Origin of the sequence: Pareuzebyella sediminis (assembly GCF_008367235.1) — a bacterium.
Lineage (GTDB): Bacteria > Bacteroidota > Bacteroidia > Flavobacteriales > Flavobacteriaceae > Pareuzebyella > Pareuzebyella sediminis.
Genome location: NZ_VTZS01000001.1, coordinates 159,326 through 174,655 on the forward strand (window position 1 = coordinate 159,326; position 15,330 = coordinate 174,655).

At 41.0% G+C, this 15,330-nt stretch carries 12 protein-coding genes; 8 read left to right on the top strand and 4 right to left on the bottom strand.

Going from position 1 to position 15,330, the window contains the following annotated elements:
- Positions 1 to 173 precede the first annotated feature (173 nt).
- The 5 genes from eat to F2B13_RS00715 are packed head-to-tail and all read left to right on the top strand — an operon-like array spanning position 174 to position 6,147.
- A complete protein-coding gene (gene eat, locus F2B13_RS00695) occupies positions 174 to 1,484 on the top strand; it encodes an ethanolamine permease (protein ID WP_149276987.1) in 1,311 nt (436 codons plus the stop codon).
- A gap of 11 nt (positions 1,485 to 1,495) precedes the next feature.
- On the top strand, positions 1,496 to 2,854 hold the full coding sequence (locus F2B13_RS00700) for a glutamine synthetase family protein (protein ID WP_149276988.1): 1,359 nt from the start codon (positions 1,496 to 1,498) through the stop codon (positions 2,852 to 2,854).
- An 8-nt stretch (positions 2,855 to 2,862) separates the two neighbouring features.
- The gene (locus F2B13_RS00705) at positions 2,863 to 4,014 is read left to right on the top strand and encodes an iron-containing alcohol dehydrogenase (RefSeq protein ID WP_198439874.1); all 1,152 of its coding nucleotides are present in this window, start codon (positions 2,863 to 2,865) and stop codon (positions 4,012 to 4,014) included.
- A 7-nt stretch (positions 4,015 to 4,021) separates the two neighbouring features.
- Positions 4,022 to 4,762, top strand: a complete 741-nt coding sequence (locus tag F2B13_RS00710) for a gamma-glutamyl-gamma-aminobutyrate hydrolase family protein (protein ID WP_198439875.1) — start codon at positions 4,022 to 4,024, stop codon at positions 4,760 to 4,762.
- An 11-nt stretch (positions 4,763 to 4,773) separates the two neighbouring features.
- Positions 4,774 to 6,147 carry an aldehyde dehydrogenase family protein gene (locus F2B13_RS00715; protein WP_198439876.1) on the top strand — a complete coding sequence of 458 codons (1,374 nt, stop codon included), beginning with the start codon at positions 4,774 to 4,776 and terminating at the stop codon, positions 6,145 to 6,147.
- A 40-nt stretch (positions 6,148 to 6,187) separates the two neighbouring features.
- Here F2B13_RS00715 and F2B13_RS00720 read toward each other — a convergent pair whose 3' ends face one another.
- Positions 6,188 to 6,517 carry a YtxH domain-containing protein gene (locus tag F2B13_RS00720; RefSeq protein ID WP_149277156.1) on the bottom strand — a complete coding sequence of 110 codons (330 nt, stop codon included), beginning with the start codon at positions 6,515 to 6,517 and terminating at the stop codon, positions 6,188 to 6,190.
- A gap of 1,163 nt (positions 6,518 to 7,680) precedes the next feature.
- Here F2B13_RS00720 and F2B13_RS00725 point away from each other — a divergent pair.
- Positions 7,681 to 7,968: a TIGR03643 family protein gene (locus tag F2B13_RS00725; RefSeq protein ID WP_394348952.1), complete on the top strand. Its 288-nt coding sequence runs from the start codon at positions 7,681 to 7,683 to the stop codon at positions 7,966 to 7,968.
- Positions 7,969 to 8,147: 179 nt separating this feature from the next.
- Complete coding sequence (locus F2B13_RS00730; protein WP_149276990.1) at positions 8,148 to 8,279, top strand: DUF2256 domain-containing protein; 132 nt, start codon at positions 8,148 to 8,150, stop codon at positions 8,277 to 8,279.
- Between the two features lie 298 nt (positions 8,280 to 8,577).
- Here F2B13_RS00730 and F2B13_RS00735 read toward each other — a convergent pair whose 3' ends face one another.
- Entirely contained in the window at positions 8,578 to 9,348 is a 771-nt protein-coding gene (locus F2B13_RS00735) for a hypothetical protein (RefSeq protein WP_149276991.1), read from the bottom strand.
- A gap of 584 nt (positions 9,349 to 9,932) precedes the next feature.
- Between F2B13_RS00735 and F2B13_RS00740 the strand changes: the two genes are divergently transcribed.
- Positions 9,933 to 11,540: a hypothetical protein gene (locus F2B13_RS00740; RefSeq protein WP_149302720.1), complete on the top strand. Its 1,608-nt coding sequence runs from the start codon at positions 9,933 to 9,935 to the stop codon at positions 11,538 to 11,540.
- A 32-nt stretch (positions 11,541 to 11,572) separates the two neighbouring features.
- Here F2B13_RS00740 and F2B13_RS00745 read toward each other — a convergent pair whose 3' ends face one another.
- On the bottom strand, positions 11,573 to 13,546 hold the full coding sequence (locus F2B13_RS00745; RefSeq protein WP_149302723.1) for an ATP-binding protein: 1,974 nt from the start codon (positions 13,544 to 13,546) through the stop codon (positions 11,573 to 11,575).
- Between the two features lie 28 nt (positions 13,547 to 13,574).
- Positions 13,575 to 15,281, bottom strand: a complete 1,707-nt coding sequence (locus F2B13_RS00750; protein ID WP_149302725.1) for a DUF4062 domain-containing protein — start codon at positions 15,279 to 15,281, stop codon at positions 13,575 to 13,577.
- Positions 15,282 to 15,330 lie beyond the last annotated feature (49 nt).

The following is a 15,330-nucleotide window of genomic DNA, read 5'->3' on the forward strand; positions in this document are numbered from 1 at the left end:
ATAATTCAAAAAGTAGATTTTTTATCTAAAACTATAAATAAATTGGTGTTTAATGTTTTTAAATTCAAAATTTGCAATAGATTTAAACTGATAACGAGTTGTGTACCATACTTTGAAACGATTTAGATTTGAGTACTTGATTTTTTTCAGAATAGCGAATAATCCCATATGAAATGAGCGAAACCCAATTAAAGAAAGTCCTCAGCCCCCTTATGTTATGGGGTCTCGGTGTGGGCTATGTGATATCAGGAATGTATTTTGGATGGAATTTGGGCTTGGCAGAAGGAGGTACATACGGTCTGGCCATAGCTACGTTCTTTATTATAATCATGTATTTCACTTTTACGTTTAGTTATACGGAAATGGCTTGCGCCATACCCAAGGCTGGGGGAGCCTTTGAATACGCCAATAGAGGGCTCGGAAAACATTTGGGATTTATTGCAGGAATCGCACAAAACATTGAATTTGTATTTGCGCCACCAGCTATTGCGGCAGCCATTGGGGCCTATTTACATCTTCTATATCCGTCCATTGATCTAATGGTATTTGCCATTGGGGCCTATCTTATTTTCACGATGATCAATATCCTGGGCGTAAAAATAGCGGCCTCTTTTGAACTGGTGATAACGGTTTTGGCCGTTATTGAACTCTTGATTTTTGCAGGGGTGGCGCTACCGGAGTTTGAATTGAGCAATTTACAGTTGAACCCCATGCCTCATGGATTTTCTGGGGTATTCGCGGCAATTCCCTTTGCGATTTGGTTTTTCTTGGCTATCGAAGGGGTGGCTAATGTAGCCGAAGAGGCCATTAATCCGCAGCGTAGTGTGCTTATTGGCTTTGGATCTGCAATTTTGACATTGGTCGTACTCTGTATACTTACATTTGTTTCCGCTGTAGGCGTGGCCGGCTGGGAAGCCGTGGTCTACCCCGAAGGCAGTACCGTAGCTTCAGATTCACCACTTCCTTTGGCCTTATCCAAAATTATCAGTAGTGGCCATATACTTTATAAGCTTTTGATCGGAATAGGACTTTTGGGGTTAGTGGCGTCATTTCACGGTATCATTTTGGCCGGGGGCAGGGCTACCTTTGAATTTGGTAGGGTAGGCTATGCCCCACAAATATTAGGAAAGGTACACCATAAATTTCGTACCCCCGCCAATGCCTTGATCGTTAATATGTTGGTAGGCATAGTTGCGTTGTTTACGGGTAAAACGGGTGAGATAATTACCATTGCATGTTTTGGGGCCCTGAGTCTTTACATTGTTTCCATGGTTTCGTTTTTTGCTCTGCGAAAAAAGGAACCTATGATGGAACGCCCCTTTAAAGTACCCATGTTCCCGCTATTCCCCCTTACCGCTCTTGTAATTGCAGTGATAGCAATTATTGCAATGGCATTTTTTAATCCTATGATAGGCCTTATTTTTATTAGCATCGTAGGCCTGTCCTACTTTTATTTTTTACTTTTCCTTAATAAAAAAATGTAATACCGGATTATATGGACAAGCAAGAGATCATAAAAAAACTTAAAGAGGGAAAGCATACCAAGGTCAAAGTTGGCGTTGTAGATATCGATGGCGTATTAAGGGGCAAATTCATGCACCGTAACAAGCTTATTTCGGCCTTGGAAAACGGATTCGGATTTTGTTCCGTGATATTTGGTTGGGACATGGGAGACCAGGCCTACGACAACTCCAAAGAAGTGGGCTGGCACACAGGTTACGGGGATTTTGACGCTCGATTGGATTTAGATACATTTCGAACGATTCCATGGGAAGAAGGAATACCTTTTCTGCTTGCAGATTTCAATAGTGATTCTGCGGTAGATCTACCGCTTTGTCCAAGAAGCCTACTAACGAAGGTTATAAAGGAAGCGGAAAGCTTGGGATATGCTCCGATGTTTTCCCAAGAATTTGAATGGTTCAACTTCAGGGAGACCTTGCAATCATTGGAAGACAAAAATTTTCAAGGGTTGGAAGCCCTGACCCCGGGAATGTTCGGGTATTCCGTTTTGAGAATGTCCGAGAACAGTGAATTCTTTCACGATCTGTTTGATCAATTGGAAGCCTTCGGGGTTCCTTTGGAAGGGCTCCATACCGAGACGGGCCCTGGTGTCACCGAAGCGGCAATTATGTATAGTGATATATTGGAATCCGCCGATCGTGCCGCGTTGTTTAAGACGGCCGTAAAAGAGATAGGTTACAAACATGGTATAATTGCCAGTTTTATGGCCAAACAAACCAACCAGCTTCCAGGTAATGGAGGTCATATTCATCAAAGCCTTTGGGATCTGGAAAAGAAAAAGAACCTATTTTTTGACGACTCTTCAGAAGGAAACATGAGCGATATGATGCAGAGCTACACAGCCGGGCAACTGCACTGTCTTCCCGAGATATTACCTATGTTCGCTCCAACCATTAACAGCTACAAGCGCTTGGTCGAGGGTGCATGGGCACCGACGACACTTACCTGGGGCCATGACAACAGAACCTGCGCCCTTAGGGTATTGTCTGCATCTGAAAAATCAACACGAATAGAACACCGGGTGGTAGGGTCTGATGTGAACCCTTATTTGGCCATGGCTGCCTGTTTGGCAAGTGGTCTATATGGCATAAAAAATAAATTAAAATTGGATGTTGCACCCACCAAGGGCAACGGATATGAAAATTTAAGCAATGGTGTACTTCCTGCCAATTTGTGGGAAGCGTCTCAAAAAATGAAAACCTCAGACCTGGCCAAAGAACTTTTTGGTGAAGTTTTCGTCGATCATTTTACACGAACGAGGGAATGGGAATGGCGACAGTTTTCGGCTGCAGTTACCGATTGGGAAATAAAAAGATATTTTGAAATTATCTAAGACATATCATGATAGACGTACATAAAATTTATGGATTTAACTTCCCGACCCCTATTCGGTTCGGGGCCGGTGCGATTAAGGAACTAAGTGATTATTTAAAGGCTAATAACCTTAAAAATCCGCTTTTGGTGACCGATGCCAATGTGGCGGAACTTGATTTTTTCATTGACATTAAAAAAGATCTGGAAGAAAACGGAATGAGCACCGAGGTGTTTAAGGACATGCATAAAAACCCGGTCAAATCAGATGTGCTTAATGGCGGTGATATGTATCACCGTACCAAAAGGGATTCCGTTATTGGAATCGGTGGAGGGGTGGCCATGGACGTGGCCCGTGCTATTGTTCTTAGAGTGAACCATACTCGAGATCTTTTTGACTACGACGATCTCATAGGAGGCGATAAATATGTGACAGGTGAAGTTCCTTATTTTATTACAGTACCTACTACAGCAGGTACGGGCAGTGAGGTAGGTAGAAGTTCGATCATCTCCGAAGAATTGTCTAAAAGGAAAAGAATACTTTTTAGTCCCAAGCTCATGGCAAAGATTGTTTTTGCCGATCCTCAGTTAACCATGGAATTGCCTCCATTTATTACCGCTGCCACAGGTATGGATGCCCTGACCCATAATTTAGAAGCCTATCTTGCCAAGGGTTTTCATCCGATGTGTGATGGTATTGCCCTTGAGGGAATGGGGCTTATTGCCCAATCTTTGGAAAAAGCGACCCATGACCCCGATTTAGAATCCCGGGCAAAAATGCTTTTGGCCTCTTTAATGGGAGCTGTGGCCTTTCAAAAAGGACTTGGGATAGTCCATAGTTTAGCACATCCATTATCCAGTTTGTTGGATACCCACCATGGATTGGCCAATGCCATAAATCTACCCCATGGTATGAAGTTCAACTATGAAGGTTTTGAAGATCGCTTCGATCGTATGGCTTTCGCCATGGGCTTGGGCAATGGGGCCGGAAATCAGTTAGTAGATTATCTTACGGACTTGAACCGTAATTTGGGACTGCCGACTAAGCTATCCGAGATAGGGGTAAAAGAGAAGCACCTTGAGGAGCTCTCGGTATTGGCGGAGGCCGATTTTTGTCATCCCAATAACCCCAAACCTGTCAGCAAGGAAGATTTTAAAAAATTGTATACTGAAGCTTTGTAATCAAACGATGATGAAAAAAATAGGTATTTCTCCCTGTTTTATGTACCCCGATAAGGGGAGGAGTGTTTTTGGCCATAAATCATTGAGTTACTTGGAAAACGATATGGCCAACTATGTCACCCGGAAAGGAATATTACCAGTATTGATTCCCGATGTGGCAGATGAGTACCTGAACGACATTCTTTCGGAGATGGATGGTTTTGTCATGCAGGGAGGTTCTGATTTGGCTCCTGAAACTTACGGCGAAAAACCCATCGGAAAATGGAAGGGAGATGCTCCTAGAGATAGATTTGAGCTAAAGATCCTAGATTATGCCGTTAAAAATTCAAAGCCGGTCTTGGGCATATGTAGGGGCTTTCAGTTAATGAACGCCTATTTTGGGGGAACACTTTATCAAGATACTATTACCCAAAAACCTGAGGTAGATAACCACCGTTGCGCTGAGCGATACGATACGTTGAAACATCCTGTGGAATTTACGAAGGGAACCTTTTTTGAAACCCTTTATAGGGAGGAGAAGAAGCTATTTGTAAATACGGTACACCATCAGGCCATTAAAGATTTAGGAAATGATTTAGAGGTTTATGCCCTATCACATGATGGGCTGATTGAAGCTTTTGGGTATACTAAAGAACCGCCAGGCAAGATTATGGGGGTGCAATGGCATCCGGAGTTTTCGCATACCATAAAGGATGAAATAATCGATTCCGATATCTTGTATGAAGCCTTTCTTCAACATATTAAATAATCCCTAAGAAAATGAAGAAAATGATAATAAAGAATCCGGCAACGGAAGAAATTTTAGCAGAATTGGTCATGGATACGCAGGAAGAAGTATCTGCTAAATTAAACATGTTGAGAAACGGACAGAAAGAATGGTCGAAACGCACCCTCAAAGAGCGTTTGTCCAGCATTGTTCGGTTCGGAGAACTTATCCGGCAAAACAGCGACGAATTAGCTGCTATTTTAACAAGCGAGACTGGAAAACCCATACAGCAATCGCTCAATGAAATCAAAGGAGCCCAAAATAGGGTCGACCACTTGGTGCAGTACGCAGAACGTTGGCTTGCAGAAGAGGTGTTGGTCGACTCTGGTATGACCTATGAGAAAATAGTGTATGAACCCCTCGGTGTTATTGCTAACATATCTGCATGGAATTTTCCATACAATGTAGGTTATAACGTGTTTTTGTATGCTTTGGTTGCTGGGAACGCCGTATTATATAAGCCCTCGGAATATGCCGCCCTCACTGGAAAGCAGTTCGAAAAATACCTACACAAGGCCGGGGTTCCTGCCGATGTTTTTCAATGTGTCATTGGAGATGGGCAGGTGGGACAAATGGTATTGGAGGAAGATCTTGATGGTTATTTCTTTACGGGCTCTTATGCTACGGGCCAACGCATTGCAAAAGCCGTATCCCATAAATTGGTTCCCTTGCAATTGGAAATGGGCGGTAAAGACCCATTATATGTTACCGACGATGTGCCCGATGTCAAACAGGCCGCAATCAATGCAGCAGAGGGTGCCTTCTATAATAATGGCCAAAGCTGTTGTGCTGTAGAGCGTATCTATGTTTCCGATAGTATTTACGACACTTTTGTAGCTGCTTTTGTGGAGGAAGTGGCTTCCTATAAAATGGGCGACCCTACCCACACTGAGACTTTTGTGGGGCCCTTGACCCGTGGACAACAAATATCGGTTTTGAACGAACAACTGACCGATGCGATACAAAAAGGCGCTACGGTAAAAATTGGGGGAAGTGTACCGGAACGAAAGGGATATTATTACCAACCCACCGTGCTGATCGATTGTAATCATAGCATGAAGGTGATGCGTGACGAATCTTTCGGGCCCATCATAGGAATTCAAAAAGTGACCTCCGATGAAGAAGCTGTGGCCCTTATGCAAGATACCGAATATGGACTTACGGCCGCCGTTTTTTCATCCAATGAGAAACGGGCCATAGACATACTGAGAGAGATGAATACTGGAACCGTGTATTGGAACTGCTGTGATAGGGTAAGCCCTAATTTACCATGGTCGGGACGAAAAAATTCAGGGTTGGGGTCCACCTTGTCTTCTCAAGGAATTCGGGCTTTTGTACAGCCCAAGGCATATCACCTGAGAGCTTAAAGATTATCATGGATTTAAAAAAGGCCTTATGCAGCTCAACTCATTTTTGTAGTTGGGCATTCTTTTTTTTCAAATCTTCTAATTTGCGTTCAAGATTTTCGATGATATCATCGGCTTTATAGCTCATATGGGAAATAGCTTCGTCCAATTTTCGATCGAAGTCGTCCTTTTTTTCTTTTGTCGATTTAGTGAGCTCATCTTTGGCATGTGAGATACGCTCAGCAAGATCGTGGCCCGTATCATCGACCATTTTTTTTATTTTATGCCTCGTATCAGCACCCTTGTGAGGGGCATAAAGAAGCCCTATACCGGCTCCTATAGTGGCTCCTGTTAAAAGGGCCAACAATATACTTCCACTATTGTCTTTCATCATATTAGATTTTAAGTTATAGTATCTTATACGTTTCTCGGCAAAGGTAAATTAATGGTAGTCCCTGTAAAATGATTTTTATCATATCGCCGGCAGATAGCACCATGTGATTTTCAGAGGCGACCTTTGCGCGCTACAACCAAATCGAAAAGTTGATCCAGTTCCTTTCCAATATGAAATTACATGACGTATGGATTGGTCAGGTCCGATTACTTTCCGATAGTATCATTTGAATTACATCGATATCCGAGAAATCATCCTGGTCATTTTAAAAATATCAATTCAAAATCGAAGTTTAAAGGTCGTCCTGATAATTATGAACTTTGTGCCTCATAAAGGAAAAATTATCGGAAAAGCTCTGTCCTATGACCTGTTGTTCCATTGGTTGGCCCTGCTTTCATTATATTCAAATGTCTGAAGCAAACCTGAAAAAGCTTATGGGTTGGGCTAAAATTATACTGAATAGGTTAGCTATTTTGGAAGGTTAATATGGTCGTGTTTGACCCTAAAGATTGGTTCCATATGGTCATGCGATACTCGCCGACCTAGGCCTATTTGCTTTTTTTTGCTAAGGTATTTCAGAATCCGATCAGCCCGATCGCAACATTTTTTCCATTCCGCTTTGAGTGGCATAACTCCTAAAAAAATCACAATGAGGGTCTAAAGTTTGACCGTCTTTTTTTGTTTAATTATTTTTATTAATTATTGAACATTATTAAGATTTTAGCAATAGGTTGTGTTGAGTGAGTCTGTTAAAATGCCTGGAGCAAATTAATGACCTAGTGCTAAAGTTTTAAGAGCTTACACACGGCTTATTTTAGTTCTAATGAATTTCTGCCAGCAAGAAAAAGGGTGAAATAATGGATACTGAGGAGCGACTTATTAAGAAAATAGAAGTATTATTAAGGCAAACCACAAACTAAAGGCCACATATCAGGAACTGAAAGAAGCCTATGAAAAAATGCTTGACGAGTTTGAATACAGTCAACTCATTTTTAACGCGAATTTTTCTTTTGAACCAATTGTTGGCCAAGCCTACTACCAATACAAAAGAGAAAAGGGGAGTCGTTTTTATCGATCATAGCACTCAACCAATGCGATTTCGAACCGATACGAAGCTATTACCTTAGCGTCGATCAAATTTGGAAAAAAAATAGATAACATTGACACAAGATAGCTTATTCACAGAAAGAGAACTCGACCGTATTATAGAAATGGCTTGGGAAGACCGTACACCTTTTGAGGCCATACAATTTCAGTTTGGCTTGACGGAAAAGGACGTCATAAAACTCATGCGCCGACATCTAAAAAGAACAAGCTTCAACCTTTGGCGAAAAAGGGTTAATAGTGGGGTGAGCCAAAAACATTTAAAAAAGCGAAATCCTGAAATTTCACGATTCAAATGCTCACGACAAAAAGCCATCTCTGGAAATAAAATAAGCAAACGCTAAGGTTATATATGGGCTTGGACAGACATCCCATAATCTGTAAGACCAGTTTGAGTCTAAGACCAACATAGGCAAAATGCCTTAGAAAGGTTAGGGCGCGGGTATCTTCGGAGCAAATTGTGCGAATTAAAATAATCTAAAAATATTGATAGGAGCGAGAATAGGTTACCTGATTCTAAGAAATGAAAAAGCAACATTTACCCACTAAAGTATGTTTAGTTTGTAAACGGCCTTATTCTTGGCGAAAGAAATGGGAAAAGAATTGGGAAACCGTAAAATATTGTAGTGAACGTTGCAGAAGAAACAAAGTATGAATGTGACATTTGCGGCGAAAGAGCGGTTTTGGGAGCGATGGAAACCTTTGCGGCCAGCAATTTTTATTGACCTATAAGAGGATTGAATTTTATGCTAAAACCACCACTGTCTGAAAAAATAGCTATAATAGGACAATGGATCAAACTACACCAGAGGATATCCAATTGCAAGGATGCACATAGCTTCTCATTTGGCCAACTACTTTAAATTTTTAAGCAACCATTAACAAAGAATATATCCCCTACTAAAACTTCCACCACGGAGGTTTAAGTAGGGGACTTACCGTAATTGTTAGTTTTATTGCGGAGGTGCCTGAACAGCGGAAATGACCCGATAAAGATGTGAATTTCTTGTAGCATTATAATTGCCTTGTAAAGGGTCCCAAAACCCATTGGGTATACTTAGGTCTTCACTGAATGCTGGTGAAAGTGCAGCCTGTAAACTGGGGAAAATATCGTAGGAATAGCTGTTATAGCTAAAATCTTCGGATTGAGGTAGAATAATAGTCCCATTGCCCCACCCGGTCATTGTCGTTTTCCCTTCGACCCAAGCCCTTTCGACTAAAGGCATCCATTTTTCGGCCTCGAAGCTCAAATGTTTCGATAGGTCATTTACACTGTGATAAATAAATCGCACATATTGATAATCTTCGCCGTCGGTATTCGGCTTACGAATATGGTTTGTCGAATTATCAATAAATATTCGATCAACAGTGGTACTCATGCCCCAGGTATTCATTTTGTCCATGGAGACATTTGGAAATAAATCTGTTATACCGGCCCATTCGACACCTTTATCTATGTTGTTAAAAGCATTGACAATAAGAATGTTAGGTTCGGTATCCAGATTCATTCCATCGATACGCTGAAAAATACCCCAAAATGTAAGATTGCCTTTTTTGACTTCGTTTTCCGCAAATACTTTCCAATAGGTGGTTTCTCGTTTGATGTATTCTTCCATATCCGCCGGGGCCACCCTTCGGTACTCATGGGTGATGATATTTTGAGCTTTGATAAAATGTAGACCCAAAAATAAAATGGCCATTACTGTAATACTTACTGTTCTCATGATTGTGGATTTAAATTATACGCTTGGTTGTTACTCTAAAGTCCAAAAAAGGGGGAGGTGATAAACTTCAATCTTTTGTCGATGAATTTCAGTATTAATTCAAGGGAATGGCGGCAAAGTCAAAAAGTGTAGAATAAAGAAATACTAAATGAAAGGGTTTGGCAAGAAAACATGGACTAATCGATTGATTTTCTGTCCGAAATGTCTGTAAAATTGTCCGAAGAATATCAGGTTACAACTTTAATAAGGCATTCAATGGAGACCAACTATTTGAAAATATTGTCAATTATAAGACGCAATACGGTAGTGCTTTTGGATTCTCTAAACGTGCCATTAAGAAGACCTAATGGCTCTAACCCGCATCTTTCCCACATATCCTAAAAATTCCATCAAAGTGTTACAGGGCGCTGCTATAGTTAAGATATTTAGTTTTTCGCTGAACATACTTGGATTAAATTGTATCTTCATAGGGTTAAGCTCCCCTAAGTTATTTCACATTATCTCAAAATTGCATGTGATTCTTCTTTCGTTAGAAATCAAGTAAGAAAAAGTACTTTTTTGAGGTGCCATCAAAAATACATTGCATGTTAATGATAAATTTTAGAACACTGGTGATTGCGTCGGTCCTTTCATTTATATCAGTTTTGGGGATGGGGCAGAACGATGTTAGAAGGTCTCCAGGTGATTCGCTTACCTTGGCCCAGGCCTACATGAACTTATCGCTAACGGAAATGTATTTTGACAGCTTGGAAACGGGTCGTATTTCTAAAATTCTCCCTTTTGAGTCTGCAGAATTGAGGTCGATCGTCGATAAGAAATTTATCAAGGAAAATTCCACATTGTATCACTTTACAATTTCCCTGCTTCATTTTAACGGGGCACAACTGTTGTATCGAAATAAAACGGAAGTAGGGAGGAAGGTGCTTATCGCTTGGAAGAACACTTTGGAAGAAGCTATCGGGCATTTCAACCTAGCTAAAATCAATCAATACAATTTGGGCGAAGGGTCTAGTAGTTCATTTTACAATCTCATTAAGTTCGATAATGAAGCCGTGCGCCGAGTGAAGTCAAATATCGAAAATTTGAAATATACCTATACGGCCTACTTTAATGAAGATATCTACCCCGATTTCAAAAGAGTTTACCAAAGGGCCAATAAAACTGGTGAGTATGATTTTGAGGCGCTTCTCGAATATGCGAAACTTTATAATTTCCCGTTGGAGATGTCCATTCTCAATAATCGACCCGACCTAAAAGAATATGGCGATTATGGAAGATCGATCCTTTCTATTTCGAATGAATATCCACTGGATCAAAAACTGCAATTAATTGCAGAATACCTTCAATTAAGGTATCTGACCACTGAAAAATATACTGCACCTACCGGAGGATTAGATACGGAGATTTTATATGCTTCCTATGAAAAATTTGTAAACAAACTTAAATACGCGAAGGACGCTTTTATTAAAAGGGAGCTTACGCCCGTAGTGCGAAAACAATTGTACGAAGCACTGCAAAAAAAGTTTCCTCCCGAAAAGAACTTTGATCAGGGACAGAGCAATACCGAGCTAGCTTATATGATGAATGACATGACAAATGACGAACCATACTTTTTTCCCGATCCGGCTCCTTTATCCTCGGCCTTTATGTCGATTACCAATTTTAAGCCGCAAATGCCCCGACTGGGCCAGGTCGACGATTTTTTAAGAACCCATTTGAGTGCAAAAGGGTATGATAATCAACTGCGCTATTGGTACGACCTAGACGGTTTTGCCCTAAGTACCGGTTTGGAAAAGTTCAATAAAGATGGGTCGCCTACGGCAAAAGAAAGGCGTTTTGTCAAGATGTTGGGTGGTGATGGTCAGTTTTCCTACTATGAAATCTTTAAATCGATTTTCTTTGAGATAGCATCCGAATTTAGAATGTTCGTTTTCGTGGTTGCCACCAAAGGGGTTACCCTAAGTGATGAAACGTTATCGGCAAGTCGTACCGATGAATTGTTGCGAAATAGCTATGCCACACTCCCAGATGATTTAAAAAACAAAACCCTTTCTAGTAAAGACCTTTCGGTCTTGGTCTACCATTTTCATCAAAACGATATCGGTCAGGTGCCCATGCTCGACCTCAACAGTGCTTGGACAGCTAAGAATCATTTACAAAATGCCGGCTTATTGGGAATAATTGAAGAGTAGTCTCTACTAGTCGATATCTACGTAACCCATACTCATGGATTATTCTTGAAGTATTCAGTAAATGAATAGTTTCGATGCAAGGTATCTCCTTTTTTAAGAATAATATCGATATTCATGGTAGGGCAATATCCCCAGCCTAGGTAGCCAATGGCAAACGAAGTGGCAGGTTCTTTCGAGATTCTAACCGGATTGACAAAACCTTTGCAGAAAATATATTGAACCTCCTCGATTTCATTTTTTCTAAAGGATGGGACATCTATCCAAAGTACAAAGTTACGGTATTGATCATCGTTGATACTGAAATTGGTAACAGCGGCCATTGGGGTAACCAAGTTTTCAATAGGTGCAGTACGTTCGACATGTAGCGTTTCGCGAAGCGCCGAATCATTCTCGGTTTCGTACTTTCGTCCTCGATCTTTCATTACGAGCTGGAGCAATTCATTCGCGTAGTTTTTGGCTTTTTCAAAGCGAACCTTGGCTTGCTCTGCCTTAATTTCCTGATTTCTATATTTTATAGCCAAAAAAATAGATAGTATTAGCGCAGCAATTACCACAAGGCCGATCCGTTGTAACCATCGCTGCCTTGCCTTCCTTTTTTTTATAAACTCATCCAATTTTCGCCTCGCCGCCAGATCTTTTTGTTCTTGCACAAATTGGGCGCTCTTGGTCATCCAATCCTCCTCTTCTTCGCTTGGTTTTAACCTGTCTAAATACGGTTCGACGAACAGCAGTTGTTTCTCCGTAAAGTATTCGCGGGCATTTTCGTTGACCGCCACCTGATTTTGAATCAGCCGACGTACTTCCAACAGCGATGTTTCTTCAGCGCTCCGGCGTTCGGCAATGGGTTTTGCCAAAGTATCGTGAGATAGCTCAAAGGTTTCCGTCGCTTCATTGTAACGAAGCATACGTCTGTTAACCATAGCATTCACGATATCTTGGATCAAGGCGTCCTCAATATCTGGAAGTCGTTCACAAAGTTCCGATATACCCATGGGCTCTTTGGTTCCATCCAATGTAGAAAAGGGCGACAGGATTTTCCAAGTTAACTGTGGCGAAATTTCGGGATATGTATCTTTAAGTTCTCGTGCCACATCGATGACCTGCTCTTCGAGAAAGTCGACAAGAATGTCTCCTATTTCTCCCATTTCCTTCAAAGATCGAACCGAGAAGATGGCCTCTTCCTTTCGACTTCTATCCTTAGTTAGGTTGAGGTAATATTTATCGAGAAAGACCTGTAGAAATGGCAATTGTATCGACAAGGATTTGCCCTTGCCTTTAATCTTTTCGAAGATTCCTTCGGCCACCTGTTCTGCTTCTCCTTCCTTTACCCGCACATTGGAATCTTCATATTCCGATACTCCAATGATAACCTGTTTCACCTTTTCGAGGTTCATGGGCTCAATGCGTAACTTTTTTTGGAGCAGTTGGGGTACTTTTTTTTCAAATTCGTAGAGATGCCCCAAGTACTCCTCACGAATGGAGAAAAGCAATTTTACAGGTTGTTCAGAGGCTAAAATAGCTTTGACCGTTTCAATAAAACGGTTTTGTTCATGTAGATTTCCCAGAATGAAAAGTTCTTCAAACTGGTCAAAAATAAGGTAAATCGGTCGGAACGTTTTTTCATAAACTGACCTTATGATCTTTTCAAAGGGATTTGGTTTACCGCCTGTTGACGAGCCCAGGCCATCGGCATCTTTGTCAAGATCCTTCTTTTCGATATCGGTGTCAAATGGCCCCCCTGCCGAGTTTAGGACATGCTCGAGCGAATTATTAATGTCGCTACCCCGACGTACCATCAAAGGAAGCCAATCGTGAGGTTCGAATCTACAGGCTAAACCACAGTTGATCAGACTTGTTTTTCCGGTACCTGAGGCCCCGTATACGAATACGACCGAAGATTGAAAGAGCATATTATACAGTGCATCGATCTCTTCGTCCCTCCCAAAAAAGATACCCTTGTCTTCTCGGTGGTAGGAATCAAGAAATTTAAAGGGGTATTTTTTCATTCCATCCTTTCTTTAGTCGTATTAGATTTCAAAATATGTCCTCTACTGGAGATTGCTCAATACCTGTTAATACTTTTTTCGCCTCTTGAAACAGATCATAAACCTTGTCAAAATTCATATCTTTTCTATTTTCCGGATCTGCTAACCAACGGTTCATAGCTTGTGTATCCGATTCGTTCGGTTTGATGTTTTCAGATTTCTTAAGGACCACTTTGGTATTGTCTTCAATAAAACTATAGTTTAGATCTAGATTACCGTAGGTGTTGCAATACGAGTAAAAGCAAATTTTCGACCCGCCAGTAAGGGCCAGGCCGTTATAGTCGATTATAAAGGGGTCCATGTTTATATTTTGCCGATAGTTATCTTTGAACAGGAGCACGGCATACGATACAACAGGCGTAGTCTCCTGTCTGATATTACCTTGCGTGTTCGCGCTGAAAATATTATCTCCCGCTAAATATGTATAATTATGGAGATACTGTCCTTCGCTATCATTTCGTTGTTGGTTATAATCGATGTCTTTAATCGATATCATTTTATAGGCGCTCAGAAAGCTAAGGTGTTCTAAAACGCAGGTAAGATCACGCTCGGCCTTATGGCAAGTTTCTATATCGAATGATGCATTGTGGATGGATTCCGTTATGGAATCAAGATGGATGATCGCGTTATAGAAGTCGCCTCCGTTGGTCATGTGGGTATCAAGGTGGGCTACTTCGGGCATCTTGAAAGACAAGGTGTTGGCCTTATAGATGTCAATTAGGTTACCGATTAAATTCGCGTAGTCCTGATTGCTCTCCTCCGCGGCATTTTTGAAAAACTTCATCAAGGGCGAAGTCTGGGTCTGGGCGACGGAAACCTTATTCTCCGATCGATAATCCCACAAAGTGGAAATTAAGCCGAATGAAATGAGTTGTAAAGCTCTTTTTGCCGTAAGGTTACAATTTTCAAGGTATCGATTCATTTTACTTTGAGAGAAATCCTCTTCGCCAATCGAAATAACCTTTCTTAGTTGAATGCCTAAAACGCCTACATAGCCACTGATGATCAGACGTTTTGCCGTTTGTACCAGCGATGGGTTATCCTGCCAATCCATATTATTGGTCAAAAAATCATCGGCTTTTTGGTTATAGGGCTTAATTGCCAAAATAAGTTTTTCCGTCAAAATTTCATTGAAGGTCTTCTCGACGGGTACATCAATAGGTTTTTGTGGATTGTCATTTGGTTTTTTTTGATCTACCTCTATATCGGATTTCTCCAACTGTTGAAAATACTTGTCCAATTGGGTTCGATACTTGTTGATCAAGTTATCAATATTGGTATATTCGGTGTAGAAATGACCGAGTTCTCCGATTTTTTTCTTGAAGGCCAGTAACGTGTTTATCTCATCGGTAATGGAGCCCGTAGTTATTTCCGCATTTTTGAAATAGGTCCAAATTTTAGGTTTTCCTTGATCTTTAAAAACCTGGTACGCCGTGTCGAATTCTTCCGCAGAATATTTCCCCACTTTTGTAAAAAAAAGACAAAGTACGATATCACAGCCTCGGATCGCATTATTGTATTCATCCTGCAGTCTCGTATCGGAGATGGCATCCAAAAAATTTTCCCATTGTACCAATTCAAGGTAAAAACCTTTGGTGTGCAGCCGATCGTTCTCTTGGCTAATAAACATTCTAAACTGATCTCGATCTTCTTTCAATTCGGAAGAAGACGCGATAAAAATCCTTATGGTTTTCATGGCTTAGACAATAGAACTATAAAAATGTATTAACGAGACGTCGTTCGTC